The 24,810-nt window shown below is 33.2% G+C and carries 27 protein-coding genes; 11 read left to right on the top strand and 16 right to left on the bottom strand.

Annotated elements, in window-relative coordinates; genetic code table 11:
• Positions 1–122: 122 nt before the first annotated feature.
• The 3 genes from ACZZZT_RS16690 to xylA all read left to right on the top strand — a co-directional run bounded on the left by ACZZZT_RS16690 (position 123) and on the right by xylA (position 4,590).
• Entirely contained in the window at positions 123–1,367 is a 1,245-nt protein-coding gene (locus ACZZZT_RS16690; protein WP_463461218.1) for a cell surface protein, read from the top strand.
• A 23-nt stretch (positions 1,368–1,390) separates the two neighbouring features.
• The gene (locus tag ACZZZT_RS16685) at positions 1,391–3,013 is read left to right on the top strand and encodes a DUF5074 domain-containing protein (protein ID WP_463461217.1); all 1,623 of its coding nucleotides are present in this window, start codon (positions 1,391–1,393) and stop codon (positions 3,011–3,013) included.
• Positions 3,014–3,264: 251 nt separating this feature from the next.
• On the top strand, positions 3,265–4,590 hold the full coding sequence (gene xylA, locus ACZZZT_RS16680) for a xylose isomerase (RefSeq protein ID WP_302095861.1): 1,326 nt from the start codon (positions 3,265–3,267) through the stop codon (positions 4,588–4,590).
• A 114-nt stretch (positions 4,591–4,704) separates the two neighbouring features.
• On the opposite strand, the gene ACZZZT_RS16675 is transcribed toward xylA, so the two are convergent.
• From ACZZZT_RS16675 to ACZZZT_RS16655, 5 genes are all read right to left on the bottom strand, one after another.
• The gene (locus ACZZZT_RS16675; RefSeq protein ID WP_463461216.1) at positions 4,705–5,064 is read right to left on the bottom strand and encodes a hypothetical protein; all 360 of its coding nucleotides are present in this window, start codon (positions 5,062–5,064) and stop codon (positions 4,705–4,707) included.
• A 67-nt stretch (positions 5,065–5,131) separates the two neighbouring features.
• Positions 5,132–6,601, bottom strand: coding sequence for an FAD-dependent oxidoreductase (locus tag ACZZZT_RS16670; protein ID WP_463462452.1), 1,470 nt, complete (start codon positions 6,599–6,601; stop codon positions 5,132–5,134).
• A 185-nt stretch (positions 6,602–6,786) separates the two neighbouring features.
• The gene (locus ACZZZT_RS16665; RefSeq protein ID WP_463461215.1) at positions 6,787–7,065 is read right to left on the bottom strand and encodes a hypothetical protein; all 279 of its coding nucleotides are present in this window, start codon (positions 7,063–7,065) and stop codon (positions 6,787–6,789) included.
• A gap of 142 nt (positions 7,066–7,207) precedes the next feature.
• Entirely contained in the window at positions 7,208–7,705 is a 498-nt protein-coding gene (locus ACZZZT_RS16660; RefSeq protein ID WP_463461214.1) for a hypothetical protein, read from the bottom strand.
• A 124-nt stretch (positions 7,706–7,829) separates the two neighbouring features.
• Positions 7,830–8,687 (bottom strand): helix-turn-helix domain-containing protein, encoded by an 858-nt coding sequence (locus tag ACZZZT_RS16655; protein ID WP_463461213.1) that lies wholly within the window; start codon positions 8,685–8,687, stop codon positions 7,830–7,832.
• A 226-nt stretch (positions 8,688–8,913) separates the two neighbouring features.
• Between ACZZZT_RS16655 and ACZZZT_RS16650 the strand changes: the two genes are divergently transcribed.
• The 3 genes from ACZZZT_RS16650 (at position 8,914) to ACZZZT_RS16640 (ending at position 11,177) form a co-directional block, all read left to right on the top strand.
• A complete protein-coding gene (locus ACZZZT_RS16650; RefSeq protein WP_042563478.1) occupies positions 8,914–9,111 on the top strand; it encodes a hypothetical protein in 198 nt (65 codons plus the stop codon).
• 261 nt (positions 9,112–9,372) lie between these two features.
• Entirely contained in the window at positions 9,373–9,849 is a 477-nt protein-coding gene (locus ACZZZT_RS16645; RefSeq protein ID WP_073394010.1) for a GNAT family N-acetyltransferase, read from the top strand.
• 65 nt (positions 9,850–9,914) lie between these two features.
• The gene (locus ACZZZT_RS16640; protein WP_302095867.1) at positions 9,915–11,177 is read left to right on the top strand and encodes an MFS transporter; all 1,263 of its coding nucleotides are present in this window, start codon (positions 9,915–9,917) and stop codon (positions 11,175–11,177) included.
• Between the two features lie 308 nt (positions 11,178–11,485).
• On the opposite strand, the gene ACZZZT_RS16635 is transcribed toward ACZZZT_RS16640, so the two are convergent.
• From ACZZZT_RS16635 to ACZZZT_RS16585, 11 genes are all read right to left on the bottom strand, one after another.
• The gene (locus tag ACZZZT_RS16635) at positions 11,486–11,860 is read right to left on the bottom strand and encodes a hypothetical protein (protein WP_463461212.1); all 375 of its coding nucleotides are present in this window, start codon (positions 11,858–11,860) and stop codon (positions 11,486–11,488) included.
• A 119-nt stretch (positions 11,861–11,979) separates the two neighbouring features.
• Entirely contained in the window at positions 11,980–12,231 is a 252-nt protein-coding gene (locus ACZZZT_RS16630) for a hypothetical protein (RefSeq protein ID WP_463461211.1), read from the bottom strand.
• Positions 12,232–12,278: 47 nt separating this feature from the next.
• A complete protein-coding gene (locus ACZZZT_RS16625; protein ID WP_463461210.1) occupies positions 12,279–13,055 on the bottom strand; it encodes a Ppx/GppA phosphatase family protein in 777 nt (258 codons plus the stop codon).
• A gap of 535 nt (positions 13,056–13,590) precedes the next feature.
• On the bottom strand, positions 13,591–14,223 hold the full coding sequence (locus ACZZZT_RS16620; RefSeq protein WP_042567182.1) for a response regulator transcription factor: 633 nt from the start codon (positions 14,221–14,223) through the stop codon (positions 13,591–13,593).
• 298 nt (positions 14,224–14,521) lie between these two features.
• Positions 14,522–15,340, bottom strand: a complete 819-nt coding sequence (locus tag ACZZZT_RS16615; protein ID WP_463461209.1) for an alpha/beta fold hydrolase — start codon at positions 15,338–15,340, stop codon at positions 14,522–14,524.
• 241 nt (positions 15,341–15,581) lie between these two features.
• Positions 15,582–16,121, bottom strand: a complete 540-nt coding sequence (locus ACZZZT_RS16610; protein ID WP_463461208.1) for a hypothetical protein — start codon at positions 16,119–16,121, stop codon at positions 15,582–15,584.
• A 328-nt stretch (positions 16,122–16,449) separates the two neighbouring features.
• Positions 16,450–17,208: a hypothetical protein gene (locus ACZZZT_RS16605; RefSeq protein WP_463461207.1), complete on the bottom strand. Its 759-nt coding sequence runs from the start codon at positions 17,206–17,208 to the stop codon at positions 16,450–16,452.
• Between the two features lie 75 nt (positions 17,209–17,283).
• Complete coding sequence (locus tag ACZZZT_RS16600; RefSeq protein WP_463461206.1) at positions 17,284–17,616, bottom strand: DUF4870 domain-containing protein; 333 nt, start codon at positions 17,614–17,616, stop codon at positions 17,284–17,286.
• Positions 17,617–17,772: 156 nt separating this feature from the next.
• Positions 17,773–18,714 carry a helix-turn-helix transcriptional regulator gene (locus tag ACZZZT_RS16595; RefSeq protein ID WP_463461205.1) on the bottom strand — a complete coding sequence of 314 codons (942 nt, stop codon included), beginning with the start codon at positions 18,712–18,714 and terminating at the stop codon, positions 17,773–17,775.
• Between the two features lie 125 nt (positions 18,715–18,839).
• Positions 18,840–19,685: a hypothetical protein gene (locus ACZZZT_RS16590; RefSeq protein WP_463461204.1), complete on the bottom strand. Its 846-nt coding sequence runs from the start codon at positions 19,683–19,685 to the stop codon at positions 18,840–18,842.
• A 286-nt stretch (positions 19,686–19,971) separates the two neighbouring features.
• A complete protein-coding gene (locus ACZZZT_RS16585) occupies positions 19,972–20,868 on the bottom strand; it encodes a helix-turn-helix domain-containing protein (protein WP_073394020.1) in 897 nt (298 codons plus the stop codon).
• Between the two features lie 172 nt (positions 20,869–21,040).
• On the opposite strand from ACZZZT_RS16585, the gene ACZZZT_RS16580 reads away from it, so the two are divergent.
• The 5 genes from ACZZZT_RS16580 to ACZZZT_RS16560 all read left to right on the top strand — a co-directional run bounded on the left by ACZZZT_RS16580 (position 21,041) and on the right by ACZZZT_RS16560 (position 24,789).
• A complete protein-coding gene (locus ACZZZT_RS16580) occupies positions 21,041–21,892 on the top strand; it encodes an aldo/keto reductase (protein ID WP_456312332.1) in 852 nt (283 codons plus the stop codon).
• Between the two features lie 37 nt (positions 21,893–21,929).
• Complete coding sequence (locus tag ACZZZT_RS16575) at positions 21,930–22,913, top strand: aldo/keto reductase (protein WP_463461203.1); 984 nt, start codon at positions 21,930–21,932, stop codon at positions 22,911–22,913.
• Positions 22,914–22,922: 9 nt separating this feature from the next.
• Positions 22,923–23,558: a flavodoxin gene (locus ACZZZT_RS16570; protein WP_463461202.1), complete on the top strand. Its 636-nt coding sequence runs from the start codon at positions 22,923–22,925 to the stop codon at positions 23,556–23,558.
• A gap of 126 nt (positions 23,559–23,684) precedes the next feature.
• Positions 23,685–24,152, top strand: coding sequence for a (2Fe-2S)-binding protein (locus tag ACZZZT_RS16565; protein ID WP_042567173.1), 468 nt, complete (start codon positions 23,685–23,687; stop codon positions 24,150–24,152).
• Between the two features lie 22 nt (positions 24,153–24,174).
• Positions 24,175–24,789 carry a hypothetical protein gene (locus tag ACZZZT_RS16560; RefSeq protein ID WP_463461201.1) on the top strand — a complete coding sequence of 205 codons (615 nt, stop codon included), beginning with the start codon at positions 24,175–24,177 and terminating at the stop codon, positions 24,787–24,789.
• Positions 24,790–24,810: the final 21 nt, after the last annotated feature.

The raw sequence follows: 24,810 nt of genomic DNA, 5'->3' as shown, positions 1-24,810 counted from the left end.
TCAGGAATAAATAAAAAGTCCCATTTCAAATTTTGAAATGGAGACTTTTTTTATAATACAACACATCAAAAAAATATTAAAAAAATTGCCCTTACATCTACTAAAACTAGTGTACCAAAATTATGAAGGAGAATAGTAATTCTAAATTTTATGAAAATGGAAAAATTCATTTTAAAATGATAAAAATCGCGCTGCTGTTGATTCTCTTACTTGGATTTACAGCGTGTGGAACTGATAGAGAAGAAGATTTAGGAAATGAAAATCCGACAGAAATACTTAAAGAATCATATACAATAGACCGTTTTAAAGTTCTGAATATTATTACAGACTTGCCCGAAAACTCACAATTTACGTGGAGTATCAATGACTCTGTAATTTCTCAGAATGCAGAGCTGGATTTTATCAGTCCGTATTTAAAAAATTATCCGCTGACTTTAAAAGTAGAAACAAACGGAGTTGTAAAAACATATCAATCTATTATTAATGTCACAAAAGAGACAGGAAATTATAGCAAATACATATCCAATGTATTTGATTTTCGTCCGGCAATAGGTCAGTTTACAAACGAAATTCCGGAATATGTGACCGGAAATACAGAAAGCAATCTTATCAGCGCAGCAAAAAAATCACTTGTCGGGTCAAATTCTACCATGATTTCACTAGGCGGTTTTGGTGGTTATGTTGTATTTGGTTTCGATCATACGATTCCGAATATGAATGGTCGTGATTTTAAGATTTTAGGAAATGCTTTTTGGGGAAATGATGCCAGCGAAACCCGTTCAGGATCTTGCGAACCCGGAATTATTTTAGTCGCCTACGACAAAAATAAAAACGGAAAACCCGATGAAAACGAATGGTACGAAATAGCAGGAAGTGAATATTTTAAAAATACAACTGTAAAAAATTATACCATAACCTACTTTAAAACAGACGCTAATAAAGCTCCTGTTGCCGGAGGTGAATTTTGGCAAGCCGATGTAGAGTATATCAAATGGCAGGATAATTTAGGCAACTCCGGATACAAAACACAAAATACATTTCACAATCAAAGTTATTATCCATTATGGATTTCTGATGTATCATATAGCCTTAAAGGGACAAAAATCGAAGACAATTTTTACGAGCAAAGCGGTACGGAAAATGATTGGATGGGCAAATCTCTTGATTTTGGCTATGCAGATAATGCCCCAAATAACGATGAAGCCTCTAATATCGACATTTCCTGGGCTGTAGATAAAAACGGAAATTATGTAAAACTTCCTGGTATAGATTTCATCAAAGTTTATACAGCAGTTAATCAGGAAGCTGGCTGGCTGGGAGAAGTTTCTACAGAAGTCGCCGGAGCTTATGATTTATACCTTAATTAATAGAATTTTAAATTAAATATAATATGAAGAAAAACTACTTTTTACTAATGTTGTTTTTTGCATTTCTTACAAACGCACAAGTAACATCAACAGATTATACCAACGGATTTTTTATGGTCAACGAGGAGTGGTTTGGTCATACCAACGGATCTGTAAATTTTATAAATAATGATGGTACTGTTAATTACAGGGTTTATAGTAGTGCTAATAATAGCCAGGCTTTTGGTGCAACAACCCAGTATGGAACAATTTATGGAGATAAATTTTATTTCATTTCAAAACAAGCCAAAGATGCCGGAGATACTAATTATACTCCAGGAGGAAGGTTGGTTGTTGCCGATGCAAAAACGATGAAAAAAATTGCCGGATTTGATGTTATTGGCGGTGACGGACGTTCTTTTGTGGGGGTTAATGAAACAACAGGCTATATTGGTGCATCAAATGGAATTTATCTGTTTGATATTGCCAACATGAAAGTAGGAAGTTTGATAACAGGTACAGGTGGTGGACAGATAGGAATTATGATTCGTACTTCTCAATATACCTTTGCCGTAAAGCAAAATACAGGAATTTTAGTAATCGATCCAAATACTAACGCAGTAATAAAAACAATTTCGGGTTCCTTTCATTCTATTGCTCAGGTCAAAGACGGAAGCATTTGGGGAATTCAGGATCAAAAATTAATCAATATTGATGAGCTGACTTTTACAACAACGCCATATACAATTCCAACCACTAAATATATAGGAGCCTGGGGAGTATGGAATGCAGGAAGTTTTACTTACAGCAACCAGCAAAATGCTTTGTATTGGATTAATTCTATTAATGGTTTTACTTCGGGAACACAAATCGTGAAATTTGACGTAACGGAAAAAACATTCAATGAAAATTTCGCGTCAATTCCGGGGCAAACAGCAACTTACAAGCAAATTCCTTATGGTGCAGCATTGCGTATTGATCCGGTTTCTGGTCAGTTAATTTTAAATACAACAGAAAACGGATTTGGAGCACATTTTCAAAAAAACTGGATTCATACTTTTGATATTACAGGAAGTTTAATCAACACTAAAACTTTGGATGATTATTATTGGTTTCCTGCCGTAGCGGTTTTTCCTGATAATGATGCACCAATCGTGAGTACTGCTTTACCTTCAGAAGTTTCAATAAGTGACCCGACAATAATTAATTTAAAAACAGTTGTTTCAGATGCAGATAATTTGTCTGAAGCTATTGTAAAAACAGTAAAATCGAATAGTAACACAGCTATTGTTTCAGCAGAAATAAATACAAGCGATGAGTTACTATTGACACCTAAAATTTCCGGAGAAACAACAGTTGTAATAAGTTTCAATTCTAATGGTAAAATAGTTGAAAAATCGATAAAAGTTAATTCGACAATTAATTTAGGAATCGGTGATTTTAAAAAATTGGAATTAGGCATTTATCCAAATCCCGTTTCTGATATTCTGAATATTATAACAGAAGATGAAGTTTTGAGCGTAACAGTTTATGACATTTCAGGAAAATCAATCATGACAAAAGCTAGCAATAACCAAATTGACGTAAGTGATTTTGTAAAAGGAATGTACATCATCAATATCGTAACAGACAAAGCAAAATACACACAGAAATTCATTAAGAATTAATCAACATATTAGGTTTTAGATTAAAAAGAACCCCCTTTTACTAAATTGGTAAAAGGGGTTTTCGGTTTATAAAACAGAATAATGAAGTGATGTAATTTTGATATCCGATTGAATTATTAAAGCGAAATACCAGCAAATATGTGTTAAAGTTAAATTTTTGAAAGAATTTTGGCTTATCAAATAGTCATTTTGACTATACATTTGCCCAATTATTACGATAAATTGTTTTAAAATTATAAAAGAGACGGGAGATGATAGTTTTAGGGGACAAAGAATATTACAAAGGAATTGGCCAAATTAATTTTGAAGGAAAGGATTCAGATAATCCTTTGGCATTTAGATATTATAATCCAGAGCAAATTGTGGCAGGCAAAACAATGCGGGAACATTTTAAATTTGCAGTTGCGTATTGGCATAGCTTTGGAGGAAACGGCGCAGATCTTTTTGGGCAGGCCACTCACAATTTTTCGTGGAATGAATTCAGAGAACCCATTCAGGCGGCAAAGAACAGGGCAGATGCAGCATTTGAATTTATAAGTAAAATGGGTTTTGATTATTTCTGTTTTCACGATTATGATTTGGTACAGGAAGGACAAAATTTCACACAATCAGAGTTGCGATTACTAACAATGACTGATTATTTAAAAGAAAAGAAAGCAGCTTCCGGAATCAAAGTTTTATGGGGAACAGCCAATTGCTCTTCTAATCCGCGATACATGAACGGAGCCGCAACAAATCCTGATTTTAAGGTTGTTGCAAGAGCAGCTGCTCAGGTAAAATTAGCTCTGGATGCTACAATTGCTTTAGATGGTGAAAATTATGTTTTTTGGGGAGCACGTGAAGGATATCTAAGTTTACTTAATACCGATATGAAACGCGAACTGGATCATATGGGAGAATTTTTATCCAAAGCAAGAGATTATGCGAGACAACAGGGTTTTAAAGGAAACTTTTTAATCGAGCCAAAACCAATGGAGCCTTCTAAGCATCAATATGATTTTGACTGTGCAACTGCAATTGGTTTTTTACGAGAATATGGTCTGGATAAAGATTTCAAAATAAATGTCGAAGTCAACCATGCAACATTGGCACAACATACTTTTCAGCATGAGTTGCAGGTAGCAGCAATGTCAGGTATGTTGGGCAGTATTGATGCCAATAGGGGAGATTACCAAAATGGTTGGGACACAGCACAATTTCCAAATAATATACAAGAAGTTACAGAAGCTATGCTGGTTTTCTTAAAAGCAGGCGGTCTGCAGGGTGGCGGAGTAAATTTTGATGCTAAAATAAGAAGGAATTCAACAGATGTAGAAGATATTTTCCTGGCACATATTGGCGGAGCCGATGTTTTTGCCAGAGCTTTGCTTGCTGCAGATAAAATTATAACATCTTCTCCTTATGAGAGTTTACGACAACAGCGTTACAGTTCTTTTGACAGCGGAAAAGGAAAAGAATTTGAAGAAGGAAAATTAAATTTTAAAGATTTGTACGATATTGCCATTGAAAATGGTGAACTCGAATTGCAGAGCGGAAAACAAGAACTTTTCGAAAATATTATCAACCGATATATATAGTTTTCAGCTTACCATTAAGATGGAATTGAACATAAAATCAAAATCCTGTTTCTTATGAAATAGGATTTTTTTATTTTGTGAACTAGTAAGAAGAGCTTATAAAGGATTGCTTCATTACTTATTTCTTTCCTCATATTCTTTCACTTGTTTTTTTGTAGAAAGTCCTTTCCAGCTCAATTCAAGTATTTCAGTCAGCAATTTTCTGTTGTAGTTGTGTATCCACATGCAGATGTAAGGATAAGCTTTAAAATGATCCGGTAAGTGAAAAATTTCAGGATGACTGTCTAAATACTTATCGCGTATGTCAAAATCAAGCCTTATCGGAATAAATTCTCCGCTGTCATGAAGTCGGCACATTAATTTTCCCCGTACTTTTACAGATGGAGTTCCTTCATGCGAAACACTTTCTTCGGTATTAGGAAATGTCAGGGCAATATTCTTTACTACTTCAAAATCGGCATAGTTAAATTTCATCGCTTGTCTATTATTTGTTACGTTTATTTTAATCAAACATTTAATAATCAATTACAAAGATCAGAAATTAGTAACTATTCTTCACTGTTTTTTTCTTTAAACAGCGTCCTCTAGGTTCATCGCCTTCATAAAGTACAATTTCAGAATGGAGAAATTGAGCGGCTTCGGCAGAATCTTTTACTTTAGTAGCACTTCGTTCTAACATGGCCGATTCAAATTCATTTAAAACACTTTTTCTTATTCCCACTTTTCGCCATTGAGACCTGGGATTACATCCTTTTGAGATTCCCCGAGCCAATGTAAGTGCATCCAGCAACGCCTGATTTGCACCTTGCCCTTTAAATGGACTCATTGGGTGAGCGGCATCTCCAATTAACGTTATTTGTTCCCCTTTTTCTAATAATTCCTTTTTGAGTAATTCCCTGTCATACACAGGATAACCGGAAATCTGTTCTGCTAATGTTGCCGTCATAATTTGCGGAATAGGGTCGTGCCATTGCGTTCTGCGGCAGGCTTCTTCCTTAAGTGCCTGAGGCCCCTGATCGCTTAAAGCCTTAGCCTCATCTTCTGTCATTGGAAAACTAAGCTGCCACATCACAGAATCTGCTGTATAAGGCATGATGTAAATTCGCTCATTTCCATTAGCGGTCTGAAATACCGTAGCAGAGTCTAATAAAGAACTGTTTACACCTTTTAGAGAACTTAAAGGGCAAATCCCCAATATTACAATACAACCAAGATAACGCAAAGGAGTACCATCTTCGCCAATCAATAACCTGCGAACAGAACTTCGAATTCCATCGGCTCCAACTACAAGATCTGCTTTGGCGGTTTTTATTTCGCCATCTACCTGAAAATTAAGCTCAACGCTTTTATCACTGGATTCTTTAAAATTTATTAATTGATGTCCCCAATGTACAGCATCATGTCCGCCTAATTGCTCCAGTAGCGCCAAACGCAAAGATTGTCGTGCAATATGAATATTGGTGCGTTTGGGAGCCGTTTTTGCATCTGGATCTATCCATTTTCTAATTCCCCATTCGCCAATTACTTTTCCTTCTGTAGTGTGAACCAGATGTTTTGTAGAAATCACGCCATCTTTCAACGAGAAAATACCCAATCCTTCAATTGCTTTACTAGCTTGTTGTAATGTAAGTCCGTAACCCTGAGATCGGGCATTGAAGTTGCTGTCGCGCTCATAAAGCGTAAAAGGAATTCCCCGGTGCAGGCAGGCTACAGCCAGAGCAACGCCGCCAATTCCGCCGCCAATAATAGCAACATGAGGATAGTTTTCTTTATCTGCAACCGGAGGAGTAACAGAAGAAAGCAATCCGGATCCCGAACAATTTAAACAGGTATATAAATGCGCTTTAGGACGAATAGGAGCAGTTCCTTGACCGTTTGTTTTTTCAAATTGCTCTAGTGCTGTTTGATAAAGTAGTCGTACTTTTTTACTAAGTCTTTGACTTTTTTTGCCTCGTCCCTGACATTCCGGACAAAAAGTCCAGCTTCTTTCTTCATTTTCGATTTTATCCACGTCCTCTTTTTTCACTTGATTTTACTGCCTTTTATTAGAAAAAATAATCTATAAGTTTATTTTTTTACGACGTTGGCAGTTGGCAAATTTAAGCAAAAGATTACCAGTACAAAAGTGCTGGGGAATTTTCGAAGAAAACAGAAACAGTCACAAAAAAAACCGCCTGATTTACAGACGGTTTTACGTTATTCGTTTCGATTAGGATCGGTAAATTCCTCATCGTCTTCATCTAATTCATCTGGCGTTTCATCATCAAATTCCTCTTCAGGTTCTTCGTTATCAAATTCCTGAGGATTCTCTTGATTTATTTCTTCGGTACTTAAATCATTTCCGTAATCCGGCTCTGCATATTCTGTTATGGAATGATCTGTTGAAGGAGATTCAATTTCCATTCCCTTATTTATTTTATCATCTTGAAAATTCTGGTCGTCCTGACGGTTGTTTTCTAATTCATCTAAATTCATAATATAATTTTTTAAATTATTTGTAGTTACAGTTTACGGATAAGAGAACTTCTTTTTCCTTTTATAAAATTAGGAAAGATGCCCTGCTGTATTTTACAGTTATTATACTATGTAATTATATAATTTACAGTTTATGAGATGATTATAATTTGGTAATGGCTTTATTCGTTTTCTTTTGAATAATAAATTGATAGACAGATCCTGCAATAAATAATATCAAAAGAAGTAGTAATGTTTTACCTATCAAAGGATCATTGATGTCTTTTGCCAAAGGATGCCCAACCGGAATACGGGTAAACGTTTCATTGACCGTAGGCAGCATAGACAGTAAAAAACTAAAAGAAAGGGCGAAGTTTTCAAAATAGCGTGCTCTGCCGCTTTCCTTTTTTCGGGAATAAAGAAAATAGGCCGCCAAAATTAAAATTACAACAAGTAACGACAAAACATGACCCGGGTTAAAACCACCATGTTTTGATAAACCCAAAGCAGTTAATGAAGTAATCAAAGTGGTATAAAAATAGATCTTTCCCGTAAGTTTGCTTAAATCTATTTTGCCATATTTTATGAATGATATAAGTGCGGCCACAATTGCAGCAACACCAATAAGGGTGTGAAAAATCCCTAAATTTGATAGTCCCATCTTAATTATATTTAAAAATTCTATGTCATTATTGACAATGCAAATTTGCAATACAAAAAGTGGAATGATTTTGTAAAAAAGTTCAATTATTTGGCAATTCGGTTCAACTGAAATAAACTTTTGTCTATTGCTTGTTATTTAAATTCAATCGATAATTTGTAGGTGTCATTTTGTATTTGTCGTGAAAACTTTTGGTGAAATTCGCCAGATCATTAAAACCGCAATCAAAAGCAATATCGGTTATGCGTTTATCAGAAAACGAAAGAAGTTCGGCTGCATTTTCAAGCCTTTTTGTCTTGATATAATTGGCCGGAGAAGCGTTGTACAATTTTGTAAACTCTCTTTTAAAGGAAGAAATACTAAGATTGGTTTTCTGTGCCAAATCTTCAATACTAACCTGCAAAAATAAATTGGCTTCTATAATTTGTTTAAAAGTATAAATAGTTGGCGAAAAAAGCTGGGACAATATTACCTGTATCGTTTCTGCATTTTGCGTCTGCGATAATAAAAGTATGATTTCCTTTAATTTTAAAATCAGAATTTCATCATTTACCAAAGATGGATTTTCGAAATAAAATAAAAGTCCTTCAATATATTTCCGAATCAAAAAGTCATTATTTATTTTTTCGTTTGACTGATTTGTAACGTTATTTTTTGGTTTTTGAAGCAGGAAAGGAAGTTCCCGATCATAGATTTTTTTTAAAATATCAGAATGAAAACTAATAACAACAATTTCATTGGAACTGTTTGAATTTGAATTGGTTATCTTTTTTCCTGTATTTAAGCAATTTAAAAGTACCGAATAATTTCTGGGGATATCAATTTGTTCTTCATCTACATGAAATTGAATATCACCTTCAAGAGAAAATAAAAAACAAGCGTAATCTGAAACAGGAAAATCAAATTGAAATGGCGTTTTTATTGCAACTTTTTGCATTAGGGTTTTTCCAAACAAATCAATTTTTTTATAATCAGTAACCATTTATATGAAAATATTTTTTGTGTGAAATTGTAAGAATGACATGTTTATTATTCACCAATTTCGATTTTGAATTTGATGTTTGTTTTTCTTCCGATTCAAAATTAGGCAATTAAAAGATTGGTTTCGTCTTTATTTTTAGTGCTATTTTTATAAGTTTTAGCAAGGATTGTATAAAGATAAATAACTCTATATCAAGTAATTTTAGGAAAATTAAAATTTACGAGATATGAAAACGAATAATCAAAATTCAAATCACTCTGATAAAAGTGGATTTGACAATCGAAGTGACACCAGAAAACATCAATATAAAGAACATGATGAAGTTCTGACAAACGATGAAAATTATGATGTTGACACTAAAAAATTTAAAGGTAAAGAAGAACCTGAATTAGATGATAAACTGAACAATGAAGAGAAAAAATAAACTCTTAGAAAAACGTCTCAAAAATAGAATTTGAGACGTTTTTTTTGCCTTTTATTTCCATTTTCTTACGATTAAAAAACACACAAAATCTTCTGAAAAAAACAGGCAAAATATTCTGAAAAAAACATGCTATTTTAGGTTAAAAAATGATGATTTTTCCATTAAAAAAAAGTACATTTATGGCTTTAAAAATACAAGATAAATTACTTAATAATTCATTGTAAATGAGGGTTTTTGCTAGATTTTTCTTAAACTTTTGTTATGGTGAATTTGCATGAGATTTTAGAAATAGATTCCAATAATTTTGAGTCCGTAAAAGACATCATTTTTGAGTCAAAATTAATAGATGAAAAACTGTTAAATTTAGAAAATGCCGTGCTATTTATTAAGTATAAATTAGACCGGAATAAAGCTAAAGTTTTTGTCAAAAAAGAAGATGATATTCCTGTAGCATTTATAGTACTTTATTATAAAGTAAACCCACTTTCTAAAATAAAATACAATTGGCATATTTCATATTTATATGTCAAACCAGATTTTAGAAGAAAATATATTGGTAAAGAAATTATAATGAAATGTATTGATTATGCTAAAAAAACAAAAGTTGATCATATTTCCTTAAATACGGACACTGAAAATTATGCTGCACACCAGCTTTATGAGAGTTTTGGTTTTGTCCGGAAAAATTTTATCTCTAACTATTATTATTACGAAATGAAATTATCGTATGAACAATAAAAGAGTTTTCCTGAAATAGCCTGCCTATAAAATCTATTATTACTTATTACCCAAACCTATATTTTATGATTACAACATTACTTAAGAATTATTTAAAAAATTTCAGTCAGTTTTCTGTAGAGGTTAAAGTTTTAGCCATTACAACTTTTATTAACAGAATAGGTGCGATGGTTGTACCGTTTCTTTCTAAATACATGATGGAACAACTTCATTTTACCTACGGTCAGATCGGATGGGTGATGGTGTTTTTTGGTGTAGGTTCTTTTATCGGAACCTGGATTAGCGGTAAATTATCTGATAAAATTGGTTTTTATAAAGTCATGGTTTTTAGCTTATTCACAAGCGGACTTATCTTTATTTTGCTTCAGTTTTTAACAACTTTTTACAGTTTTTGCTTCGGGGTTTTGTTACTAACCACAGTTTCAGATATGTATCGACCGGCAATGTTGGTTTCACTGGATACTTATGCGACCAAAAACGAAAGAACAAAAGCCTTATCGTTAATTCGATCTTCGGTAAATCTGGGTTTTATGTTTGGCCCGCTGATTGGCGGAATCATTATCACTGTTTTAGACTACACTTTTTTATTTTACATTGACGGCTTAACCTGTATTTTGAGTATTTTGTTATTTGCTATTTATGTAAAAGAGAAAAAATTGCCTTTTAAACTTAATAGTTTCAAATATTTAAAAGAAGGAAATTCGATTTTGCAGGACAAACCTTTTTTGATTCATCTGGTTGTTACCTTAATAACAGGTATTTTGTTTTTTCAAATGTTTACAACTCTTTCTCTTTATTACAAGGAAGTATTCAATTTTACAAGTGTAGAAAGTGGTTTGTTTTTAGCACTAAACGGTGTATTAATATTACTTTTTGAACTTTCTATTGTAAGTTATGTAGAATCTAAAAACATCAATAAACTTTTAATGGTGTCGTATGGCGTACTGGCTATGGCGGTGAGTTACTTGTTTTTGTTAATCGAACACAGCATTTTTGCCCTGATAGCAATGATGGTTTTTATGACTATCGGAATTATGCTTACTTTCCCTTTTGCAAATTCATTTGTAAAAAACAGATCTCTTAAAAAACAGGAAGGTAAATTTATGGCTGCTTTTACAATGAGTTATAGTGTTGCCCATATTTTAAGCACAAAAACAGGTATGACAATTGTAACTGATTATGGATATAAAGTCAATTGGGTATTTTTAACCTGTTTAGGATTTGTAGGTTTTCTTTTGGCTTACCGTTTGGTTTTTATTGTAACAAAAGAAAGTGAAACCATCAAGAAGAAAATTGTCAACTCGCTTTTTACGACTACTGCTAAGTAGTTTAAAAATAACCGCAAAGTTCGCAAAGCTATTTTTATTTAATCTCGCAAAGTCTCAGAGTCGCAAAGAAAAACTTAAAAAAAGAAAAACTTTGTGACTGCGACTTTGCGAGAAATAAATTAGCGATCATTGCGTAAAACCTTGCGCACCTTGCGGTTAAATTTTTATACAGTCATTATAAAAAAAGCTCGTAGAAATTACCTTTCAACGAGCTTTTATATTTTGATTTATATCCGGATTTTCACATAACAAATAAAAATCAGCTTTAACAGAAAACGATTTTATGGAGATTTCTGATTTAAAATCGATTACATTTTTTCAGTAATATCTTTTTTAAATTTATTCAAAAGAGCTTTAGTCATTCCTAAATTTGCTTTACTTGAATCTACAGCCAAATAAATAAAATATTCGTTGTTTTCTGAAATATCAATAATGTGAATTTGATTTGTTAATGAAATCATGATATCATCAATTCCCTGGTTTAATCCTAAAGCACTAATGGCATTTAATTTTGCTTTTACTACTTCTAAGTTAAAAGCCGAAGCCAACTCAGGATCGAAACTAGCAACAGCAGAGTCACTAAAATAAGAAATACCACTTTTAATTTCGGTTACTGCAACTGCAATATAACCTGGAATGTTTTTTTTAACTTCATCCCCAAATTGTTGTAAAAAATCTGACATATTAAATTGTTTTAAATTATTGTTTGTATTTGTTAATAGCGTCTAATAGTTTGAAGACAATTAAACAGAGATTAAATTTATTTTTTGAAAGCTGTTTTTATGAGACTAGAAATTATTTTTTATTTTTTTGAACGGTCTACAACATAAGAAACCAGCCATGCAATTTGTCCTTCTTTGGCAAAATAGATTTTCTTTGATTTCAAATCAGGAATACTTTCCAGGCAGGCAATTAAAATATTGTTTCCTGAAATTAAATGTTTCTGGCTGTACGTGTTTATGACCTTATCTGCTTCTCTGCTGGTTTTGGCTAAATTTTCGTACTTAACAAAGTTGTTTTTCAAAATAGCATCATAATTTACAATGTCTTCCATTTTTAACGGCAGAAAATGATCGTCGCTATTAGTATTGTAGTATAAAGTTACAAATGCCCAAATTGCTCCTCCAGACAGGTATATCTTCTTTTTTTGAAGTGATATTGGTTTAGTTTTAAGCATTTCCCTAATTTTTCTCTCAAAACAGGCGAGTATTCAAATGATTTTTCTTTGTATACCTGCATGTCATTTGTTTCTCTCGGAATTACAATCGTTTTATTAATTGCTTCTGTAAGAGTGATAGTACCGTAATCTAATTTTAAAGGAAAAAACTCAAATTTGTTGCCGTTAAGTACATCGACATATCCGCCTTTTGTATTACCTCCGCCTATATCCAGAACAATAGCATCCTGATAATCAGAGGGAGGAATAGAACCTTTTAAAAGCATTTTGCCTTCTGTCTCGGCAGTAATAAAATCAAGATCTTTGTTCGTTACTGCTTTTATTTTATCAATTAAGGTTTGCTTATTAGCGGCGAGTGCAACTCCGGAAGAAGCTACAACATAAATATTTTCATCAGTAACACCGTATTTACTTTTAATTTTCAGAAGATTTTCCAAAACCACAGATCCGGCCCTTTCTATGTCCTCTATAGCAAGATTGCCATCAATGGCGATGCTTCGGGCAATACCAACATTTTCTGTCCAGTATCCCAATATATCGTAGTCTCCTTTTTTAATATTATTTACATCGATTATCGAAATTTTGATTCCCTTACTTCCAATTTCAATTCCTGCATAGCGGCTATCCTGAGCAATTGCCCCAAAAGAAATGAAAAGAATAAAAAGTAAAAAGTAAGCTTTCAAAAAGTATTTATTTTGCATACGAATTCTTAGTATTAATTTTTAAGCGCTTTTGTATTTTCAATCAAATACGTAATTTTATTACTTACGGTTTATTAATTCGATAATTATATATAAATAGTTTTTGGTTTGGTTTGGAACTGCCCTAATTATATAATATCGAGCAACTATAATGCTCACTCTGTTTTACTTTTTAATAAAATAGTTTAGTATATTTTTAAAATAAAAGAGCGTGCAAAAGTCACCTTTAAATGCTTAGAAATTTGTAGCAAAATTTTAAACATGCTGTAGAATTAATTCTACAATCGTTCCAGGATTTTATTCTATAAGTTAAGTAGTAATAATTTCTTTTGAAGTGAGAAAAATTTCAAAACATTTGGTAAGAAAACACCGTGAATACAGTACAAACAGAAGAAACTTCAAAAATAAAAATGAAGGAAGAAGTAAGATTTTTTCGAGAAAAAATTTGAGAGACTAAACTGAAAAAACACTGAATTTTCAGATTTTGGAAAAGGAAAAAAGGGGGAAGTAATTATGTTTAAAATTAAAAGAAAAATTAATTTTTATACACATTCAAAATTTCAATCAGTTTTACGATATTATTGATGCCGAGTTTATCAAAAATTCGCGTTTTAAAAGTACTTACGGTAGACATTTGAATGTTTAATTTATTCGAAATTTCCAGGTTTCCGTCTCCGTTTACCAAAAGTTCGGCCACTTCAATTTCTCTGTCGGATAGTTTTTCTAAAGGGTTGATTGGTTTTTTTAATAAAGCATTCTCCAGGATTATTTCCTTAACGACATCACTTACGTATTTTCCGGTTTCAAGAAGCGATTTTACGGCTTTAATAATCTCTTCGTCTTTGCTGTATTTATTTAAAAAACCATTTGCACCTGCATGTATGTAACGTAAGGCATAACGGGACTCGTCATAAGCCGAAAACATCATTATCAACAAATTTGGGTGGCTGGATCTGATTTCTTCAACCATTTTGGTGCTGTTTCCTCCTGGAAGGTTTATATCCAGAAAAAGTAAATCCTGTTTTTCACTCAATTTAGTGAGTAAATCTTCAAAACTATCAGCATGCGTTACAGTTACGCCGTCGAAAGCTTTTTTCAATAATACTGAAACTCCGTGTCGAACTACGCTATGATCATCGACCAATAATATCCTTAAATCTTTCTTCATTTTTATTATATTAAACTGCCTGTAACTAAAAATAAATTTTAGAAAAAAAAGCGGGCAAAACCCGAAATTATAATTTTGTTTAAGGAAGAGGTCGTAAAGTTAAACAACAAATATAGAATAAAAGAATAAAAAGAAGCAGAATAAAATTAGAAAATTTACAATTTCTTAATATATTCCATATGGATTTGATTTCAAAATTTTTTCGATAAACCAGAATTTTATTAATTTAAGCAAAAAGTAAAAGCCTTCAAATCAGTTGATTTTGAAGGCTTCTATACTCGGTTTATATTATGATTTCTTATAATTTGATAAATTCAAGAATATCCTTATTAATGGTTTCTGCTTCTGTAGTTGGCATACCGTGAGGAAATCCCGGATACGAAATTAGTTTTCCGTTTTTCAAAAGTTTAGCCGCTCTTGGTGCCTGATTAAAAGGCACGATCTGATCGTCTTCTCCGTGCAAAACCAAAACAGGAATATCTAAGCTTTTAAGATCTTCTGTAAAATCTGATTCAGAGAAAGCTTTTATGCCTTCATAATGTGCCAATACAGAACCCATCATTCCCTGACGCCACCAATTGTGTTTAATACCTTCCTGAACCTGTTTTCCTTCGCGGTTCCAGCCGTAAAAAGGTATCGGAAAATCATAAAAATATTGCGCTCTGTTAAATCCTGTGCCTTGTCTTATTTCATCAAAAACAGACAATGGAACACCTTCCGGATTTGTTTCAGATTGTATCATTATTGGTGTTACGGCACTAATTATTACTGCTTTTGCAACACGTTCTTTTCCGTATTTTGCAGCATATCTTATTACTTCACCGCCACCGGTTGAGTGACCAACGTGAATAGCATTTTTTAAATCAAGAGCTGCGGTCAATTCAGCGATATCAGATGCGTATGTTTCCATATTGTTTCCTTCAGAACTTTGACCAGAACGGCCATGTCCGCGGCGATCGTGTGCAATTACGCGATATCCCTGTTTAAGGAAAAACATCATTTGGGCATCCCAATCATCGCTTGATAAAGGCCAGCCATGGTGAAAAACAATTGGTTGTCCATTTCCCCAATCTTTGTAATAAATCTCTGTTCCGTCTTTTACTGTAAATGTGCTCATCTTTTTTTCGTTTTAGAATTAATGATTATTTATTTGTTTTGATTTCTGATACAAATTTACTTAGGCAGGAGCGGGGCGTCGATTAATGTAGATTAAGAAATAAATATAATCATTTTTAATTGTTTGTAATTACCTGAAAGACTTTTAATTAAGGGATAAAAAGTTTTTTTAAAAATTAAAAAACAAACAAAAAAGCCCATTTCTCTCGAAATGGGCTATCTAAAAAACAAAATTCAAAAAATTAAAACGTCTTCACATCAATTCCGTGCTCTTTTGCGTAAGGCAAAGCAAGATCCCATAGTTTTTTATATTTTGCTTCAAAAACAGGAAATGTGTTAGCCTCCATGTCAGCAATTGCTTTGTCTACCGTTTCTTTTGGTGCTTTTTTATCCATTAAACGGGCAATTTTTACATAATCATTTTCATATTTGTTCTTCACGAAATTAAAAAGATCAAGCGAAGCATCAATCATGGGTTTGGTTTCGTCTGTAGGTTTTAGGTCTTCGATCTTTTTTATAGATTGATTGAGGTAGGCAACCTTGAATCTCAAAATATGATCTTCATAAGATTTTGCCGGAAACGTTCCTTTTTCGTCAAAAGCAATAAGCTGATTGGCGTTTTTGTTTTGTTGCATTGTCTCAAAATCCTTAGAACCAAATTCCATAAATAAATTTGTGTTTAAGGCAGATATATCGAAATATTCTTCTGGTGTATTTTCCATTTTGCACGATTGCAAAACGATTAAAAGTAAAAATGCTATCAGTATATTTTTTGTTTTCATTTTCATTTTCATTTTCTTTTTTTATAATTATTTCTCTTTTATATGGCGTATACTTAATAATGATTCACAATAAATTTTATTACTGATAGCAATATGATTGTAATTATTTTTTAACACATAGAAACATAGTATTATTGAACTCAAAAGGCGTTTCACTTGCATTAACAATCATAGCTATGTATGAGAAACGAGTTTCTTTTTGATTTACTTTTTTCAAAATTATAAAATCTATGTTTTTATGTGTTTAATTAAATTTTTAAGGTATTATACCCAACGAGTTAATACAAGCAATAAAGCGGTAATTAAAGTTATCATGTTAATTCTGTATTTATTCCATTTCAATTTGAATTAAAGCCATTGCAGACTTCTGGCTTCCTTTATCAACGCCTTTATTCCATTGTTCTACAGCTTTTTCCTTTTGACCTAAGATATAGTAATAAGTTCCCAGAAGAGTATAACCTTCAGGTTCCTCCTGCGAAATTATTTTATTTCCAAGGGAAACAATTTCAGGATTCAGTTTTTTTGGTTTTGTATTTTTTTCAGGATTTAACAAAGCATCCATGCCCTGATCTTCGATAAGCAGGATTCCAAAATAATCCATACAGGCTTTACTTAACCCCTCATTGCAAAGTTTGCTTATTTTTTCTTTTTTTGCTTTGGCTGCATTGTCGTCCATCATCATTTCGATTGCCATTTTTTCGCTGGATATCTTATAATATTCATGTAACAAAGCGGCTTTCTTTTTAGACAAAGCTTCATTTTTTCGATTATTTGCTACAATGGTATCTTTTCGAATCCATGTTTCATTTTCGACCCAGTTTGAAGCTCCAACAAGGGTGTTGTTTTTTATTTTAAATTTAAAAATGCTTTTATCAGGATATACAATCAGCGAATCGCCTTTGGTAAAATAATCACCAGTTCCGATTCCTGTAATATTTACTTTTCCGTTGCCATCAAATTCAAAAAAAGAATACATATTAGAATCCGATTTTGCCTGATAATATCCCTGAATATTATTATCAATAACCTGACCGACTGCCAAATTTGAAAATGAAACTACAAGCAGTAAATAATAGAATTTTTTCATGATTTTGATTTTTTGATACAGTGTTAATTCAATAAAGCCAGTATTAGACGTAGGTTTCATACTGGCATTTAGTAATTACTTAATGAAATCAAATTTATCAGTAAATAATTTTCCCACTACAGGAACCGGAATTTCCTGCTCATTATTAGCATTGATGATCCCCATAATCCATAATACTAAAACTACAAGATTTACCAGACTTAAAATGCTTGCCAACGTTGGTACTACAGCTGCAATAATTGTTAAAGCAACAGAAATTACAATTCCTAAAATAGCAATCCCTAAACCTTGTTTAAGATGAAATCTCGTTAAAGAATCTTTAACTGTTAATTTATTGTAGTTTACGTAAGCAATAACCCATCCGATAATAGTAATGTACGAAATAATTGAAAGCGTCTTTTTGTTCATGATTTTTAGTTTTAAATTCAAGTTCAAAACTAATCATGTATTGATCAAAAAATAAAATCTTGTATATACTAACCATCTACAGCGGTCAATAGAGTATCTATTTTGTATCTACAAGAAAATTATTTTACAGATAAAAAAACGCCATAAGTGTTGATTTTACTGGACAGAAGTAATATAAGTGTCCAAATCGGTTTCGCGGTCCAGATTTAATTTTTGTTTAATTCGGTATCGCGCCATTCGCATGCTTTGTGTTTCAATATTCATGTGATTGGCAATTTCTTTGGTACTCATTCCTAACTTGATGTAACCGCAATATTTAAAATCCAGTTTAGTTAAGGTGCCCGAAGCTTTTTCCTGTAAAGTCGAAAAAAAGACAGGATTAGTATTGGCAAGACTTGTTTTTAATAACTCAAATTCATCATCAACTTCCATGCTTTTGTCGATCGTTTTTGAGATTGTTTTTATATCTGATGATTTCTCAGATTTCATCATTGACAATTTATTCTGAATGTCTTTTAAAATCTCATTTTTCTTTTCTAACTGCAGGTTATTGGTCATTAATTCCTGCTGAAGTTTTATCTTTTCCTGTTCATTTAACTTTTTTTCCTGAATGGCAATTTGAAGTTCTTTCTCTGTTAATTCAGATTCCAGTAAAGCAATCATTGCTTCTTCTTCTTTTATTTTGGATAAAAGAGTAGCTTCTTCATTGGCTTTTTGGAGCAAAAGGTTGGTTTTTATATAAGATCTTTGTCTAAAATGATACGAACGCAGCATAAAAAGAAGCATAAAAAACACCAGAACAACAAGCGCCGTATACAAATAATTTATCTTTTTTCTTGATTCAATATTATCTGTAAGCAATTGAATTTGCTGTGATTTTTTCTCCGTTTCAAAACGAACGGAAGCGTTGTAATCCCTGGCTCTGTTTTCTTTTTCCATCATAACTGCAACCGCTTTGTCATAGAGATTGAAATATTTTTTATAAGAAGCAAAATCATTTTTGATCTCTGCCAGATCCATGTAGTTTTTATAAAGCAGGGCAAAATATCTAGGGTTTATCTTTGGATGTGTTTCAATAATATCAGACACTTTTTTCAACACCTTTTCAATATTTGATATATCATTTAAGTTCGTATAAAATTGCGCTTGCTGGCCATACATAACCATAAGTTGCATGGGCTCGTTTAGTTCGAGACAAACGGCTTCTGTTTTTTTTAAATGTGCTAAAGTTTTTTCGGGTTCGGTTTCAAAAAATGATACAAGTAAAGGCTGGTAAGATTTAAGCAGGTTCTGCCGTAAGAGCCAATAATATTTCCTTTTCTTTTTTCATTTTCGAATATAGCAATCGCTTTTAGGTAATTTTTTTCTGCAGTTTTGAGTAAATCCGGATCGGCAGGAGTTTTTTGCTCTGCGTCTCTTACCAAAAAAAGCGCCCAACTGGTTAAACCATTGGCAATATTAACCTGATTTTTACTTTCGTAAGCCAAATCTAAAGCCTTTTTGTTGTATTTTTTAGAGAATACAAGATCGTTATGATCGATATAATAAGCACCCAGATTTTCATATCCGTTTACCAGCTTGTCATATCGTATTTTGTTTTTTTCAAAATAGGCCAATGACTTTAGCATGTACTCAATGTATTTCTCTTTATTTCCAATAAATTCATTTTTATAGGCAATGGCATAATTGGCGTATGCGATGGCCTTTGCATCTTTTGATGCTGTGGCTAAAGTATAACTGGAATCGGCATATTTGATTTGCAGTGAAACATTATCCAGAAATCGGGCAACGTCTGAAAGTGATTCATAAGCAATGGCTTGGCTTTTTATGTCGTTTTCTTTACGAGCCATTCTTAATGCTTGATTTGCATAAGAATACGCTTTTATGGTATCAGTTTTTTTATAACAAGAACTAAGCTGGCATAAGTAATCACCTTTTAGTTCGGGAGATAAAGCTGCCTGCTCAATTAATTTAAGCAGTTCTTGTTTGGATTTTTGTGCATGAGAATTATGGGTAACAAAGAAACTGAATAGGATTATATAGAAAATGTTCTGAAGGCTTTTAGTCATAATTTCAGATCGGTTGTTGGTATTATATTGAAGAAAAAATCTTTGTTTTTTTAACGGAAATAATTCCAATTTAGGATAATAATAACGCCTAAAGAATCTGTATTTCCAGATTGGAATCAGAACCAAAGATATAAAAATAGTAGTAGTAAAAAATAGCAGACAGTTATAAATAAGAAAGCAGAAGTCAGTAGTAATTCATTTTATCGAATTACAAATTGCTTTTTTATAAATTGAAACTCCTGATGATGGAAATTTCAGGAGTTCCATTATTTAATTTTGGAAGTTTTTAATTTAAACTTCTGTATTCATTGGGCGTGTTGCCAACATGCTGTTTAAAAAAACGTGTAAAATGCTGTGGATATTTAAATCCCAATTCATACGCAATTTCATTAATGGTTTTCGAGGAATCGAAAATTTTATTTTTGGCGGCATCAATAATTTTATTTTGAATGTATTCCTGTGCCGATTTTCCGGTTTCTTTCTTTATTAAATCACCAAAATAATTGGGTGATAAATTGAGTTCGCCCGCATAATGTGCCACAGAAGGCAAACCCAAAGTATGTGGTTTATCCGAAGAAAAATAGCTGTTTAGTAATTCTTCAAATTTTTCGACAATTCCTTTATTGGCGTTATCTCTGGTGATAAATTGGCGATCATAAAAGCGTTCACAATAATTCAAAAACAATTCGATATTTGAAGCTATAAGTTTTTTACTGTGTTTATCGATGGCTTGTTTTAATTCAATTTCAATTTTAGAAAAACAATCCAGGACAAGCTGTCTTTCTTTTTCAGATAAATGCAGGGCTTCGCTGGTATTATAACTGAAAAAATTATAGTCATTCATAAGTTTTGCCAGTGATGTACCACGAATTAAATCAGGATGAAAAACCAGTCCGTGTCCTGCCGGCTGGTAATAATCAATTTTATTTTCTACATCAATGGTCTGACCTGGTGATACAAACACTAAAGTTCCTTCCTGATAATCGTAATAATTACGTCCGTATTTTAAATCTCCGCAATTTACTTGTTTTAAAAAGATACAGTAAACCTCAAAGTTCATTTTAGAACCAGTTCTTGGTTTTGCTTTCGAAAAATCGATTATGCTTACCAAAGGATGTAAGGTTTCATGATTATTAAAGTCATTGTACTCACTAATGGTTTCAAAGTTAAATACTTGTTCCATGTCTTTTATTGTTTTGTTGTACAAATTTAAGGAATAGATTGTAGCTTTAGTATTAGTCTGTCCTCAATCAGTAATCTTGGTAGAAGATTCCGTAATCTGTATACCAAAGGCCTCATATTTACTTCGGAAATTTGTAATAATAGAATTATAAAGTATTAAAAATCAATTTACAATGTACAATATAAAATTAAATAACGGAGTAGAAATGCCCATTTTAGGCTTTGGAGTATTTCAGATGCAGGATATGGCAGAATGCGAACAGGCTGTTACAGATGCCATTGAAACAGGATATCGATTAATTGATACTGCGGCTTCTTACATGAATGAACAGGCTGTGGGGAATGCGATTAAAAAAAGTAATATAGCAAGAGAAGAACTTTTTATTACGACAAAACTCTGGGTAAGCGATGCAGGATATGAAAACACAATAAAAGCTTTTGATAAATCACTAGAATTATTGCAATTGGATTATCTGGATTTATACCTCATACATCAGCCTTACGGCGATATTTATGGTTCATGGCGTGCGATGCAGGAATTATATAAGTTAGGGAAAGTAAAAGCAATTGGGGTTTCCAATTTTCATCCTGACAGAGTTATGGATTTAGTTGCCAATACAGGTTTTATTCCGGCAGTAAACCAGATCGAAACGCATCCTTTTCACCAACAAAATGAAACCCAGAAATTCCTTCAGGAAAACAACATACAAATAGAATCCTGGGGACCTTTTGCAGAAGGAAAGAATGAAATCTTTACCAATGAAGTTTTATTAAAAATTGCAGCAAAATACAATAAATCAACCGCACAGGTTATTTTGAGATGGCTGATCCAAAGAGGTGTAGTTGCTATTCCGAAATCAGTTCGTAAAGAAAGAATGGCAGAAAATTTCAACATTTTTGATTTTGAATTAGCTCAGGAAGATTTGAATGCTATTCAAACTTTAGACACAAATGCAAGTCTGTTTTTTGATCACAGAGATCCAAATATGGTAAAATGGCTGAGTGAGCGCACATTAAACAGATAACGAGAAATAAATAATTCAAATTATTAAAGACAAAAAAATGGAAAAGAGAATATTAGGAAATAACGGACTTGAAGTATCTGCATTGGGTCTGGGTTGTATGGGATTAAGTTTTGGTTACGGAAAACCAACAGAAAAAAATGAAGCGATTACCTTAATAAGAGCCGCTTATGAAAAGGGTGTAACTTTTTTTGATACAGCAGAATGTTACGGACCTTTTACAAACGAAGAAATTGTAGGCGAAGCTTTAGCGCCATTTCGTAAAGAAGTAGTCATTGCAACCAAATTTGGTTTTCAGGATGGCGATTCTAAAAAAGGATTAGACAGCAGTCCGGCAAGAATAAAAGCTGTTGTTGAAGCATCGCTTAAAAGATTAAAAACAGATTATATTGATTTGTTTTACCAGCACAGAGTCGATCCGAATGTACCTATCGAAGAAGTTGCCGGAACGGTAAAAGAGTTGATTCAGGAAGGAAAAGTGAAACATTTTGGTCTATCGGAAGCGGGTGTGGAAACCATTCGCAGAGCGCATATTGTACAGCCCGTTGCAGCATTGCAAAGCGAATATTCTTTATTTTACCGTGAACCTGAAAAAGAAATTATTCCTACTCTGAAAGAACTAGAAATTGGTTTTGTGCCTTTTAGCCCATTAGGGAAAGGGTTTCTGACCGGAGCCATAAATGAAGAAACAAAATTTGAAGCTTCCGATTTTAGAAACATTGTACCCAGATTTTCTGAAGAAAACAGAAAAGCAAACCAAACTTTGGTTGATTTAGTAAAATCAATTGCCTCAGAAAAAAATGCAGCGTCATCGCAAATTGCTTTGGCTTGGCTTTTGGCTCAAAAAACCTGGATTGTGCCAATTCCGGGAACTACAAAACTGCATCGTTTAGAAGAAAACATTGGTGGCGCAGCAATTCATTTGAGCAAAGAAGAATTAAATAATATCGACAAAGCGCTTAAAAATATAGAAATTGTTGGGGCGCGTTATCCACAGCAATTGCAGGAAAGAGTGGGTAAATAAATCAGCTGTATGAAAAAATCAGCAGTATTCTTATTTTTAATAACGACACTAGTTTGTTTATTTTCAGGCTGCAGTAAAGCACAGGAAAAGCCTCAGGATGAAAAGGAATCCCTAATGGACAAAAATATTTTGATCGTGTATTTGTCACGAACTAAAAACACAAAAGCGGTTGCGACGATTATCCATAAAAATGTTGGCGGATCTTTGGTAGAACTCGAATTGCAAAATCCTTATCCTGAAGATTATAAAACAATTGTGAGTCAGGTTGCCAATGAAAACGAAACTGGTTTTCTTCCTCCGCTAAAAACAAAAATCGAAAACATTGAAAAATATGATGTTGCTTTTGTGGGGTTTCCAACTTGGGGAATGCAGTTACCGCCACCCATGAAAAGTTTTTTGAAACAATATAATTTAGAAGGAAAAACAGTTATTCCGTTTAATACGAATGCGGGTTATGGAATTGGCAGCAGTTTTCAAACGGTAAAAGAACTTTGCCCGAAGAGTAAAACATTAAAAGGTTTTTCTACAAAAGGCGGAATCGAAAGAGACGGCGTATTATTTGTAATGGAAGGCGAAAAAGAAAAAAATATTCAGGTTGAAATTCAAAATTGGCTGAAGAAAATTGGTTTTCAAACAAATGAATAACAGTAGTTTAAGAAATAGCTATTTTGTGAATTAAATAATTAAAAATCAATTGCTTGTGTTTTTTTTGTAAATTAGAAATACAGAACCTCACCGAAATAATTGTAAATCCAAAAATCAGACTTCATTATGATACAATTAACCGTAAATGGCAAAACCGAAAATCTTGACGTAAGTCCCGAAATGCCTTTGTTATGGGCAATACGCGACACACTTGGTTTAACGGGAACTAAATTTGGCTGTGGCGTTGCACAATGTGGAGCATGCGTTGTCCATCTGAATGGCGAAGCTGTACGCTCGTGTGTTACAAAAATGAGCCGTGCCGAAGGTAAAAACGTAGTTACTATAGAAGGATTATCTGAAAATAATGATCATCCGGCACAAAAAGCCTGGCAGGAAATAGACGTACCGCAATGTGGCTATTGTCATTCGGGACAAATAATGTCGGCTGCTGTTTTGCTTCGCGAAAACCCAAACCCGACAGATCAGGATATTGATGATGCTATGGCAGGAAATATTTGCAGATGCGGAACTTATCCGAGAATTCGCAAAGCGATACAACTCGCTTCACAAATGCAGGAAAAAAATAAAATCTGATCCGGAAAATAAAACAGAGCTTATGTCGACAAAAACTAAAATTATATTGATAGCCATAATACTGGTTTCCACTATTGGACTGGCATTTACCGTTTCGATGCATCGGATAACGGAAAAAGAATATATTGGCATTACGCCGATAAAAAAAGACAGTTTAGCCTCTGTCGCGGCATTCAAACAAGTTTATAAAGTACTGATGAGTCCACGTTGTCTTAATTGTCATCCAAAAGACGATATTCCGCTTCAGGGCGATAATAGTGTGGTACACACAATGCAGCCTAAACGAGGAAAAGATGGAAAAGGCGTATATGCGATGAAATGCGCCAATTGCCATCAACCCGAAAATAGTCCCGGATTACACACGCCTCCCGGAAATCCGGAATGGCATTTACCGCCTGCTGATATGAAAATGGTATTTGAAGGTAAAACAGCCCACGAATTAGCCAAACAGCTTGTAAATCCTGAACTTAACGGACATAAAGACCTGGAAAAACTAATCGCTCACGCAGATGACGGATTGGTAAAAGCAGGCTGGAATCCCGGAAAAGGAAGAACAGTTCCGCCTTTAACGCACGCCCAGTTTAAAAAAGCCTGGATTACCTGGCTTCAAACCGGCGCTTATGCTCCTGCAAAATAGTATTGCCCTAATTTTAATGAT

Source organism: Flavobacterium sp. AC274 (assembly GCF_979258275.1).
Note: the sequence above shows the minus strand (reverse complement) of the source record. Positions and strands in the feature narration are given on the sequence as shown.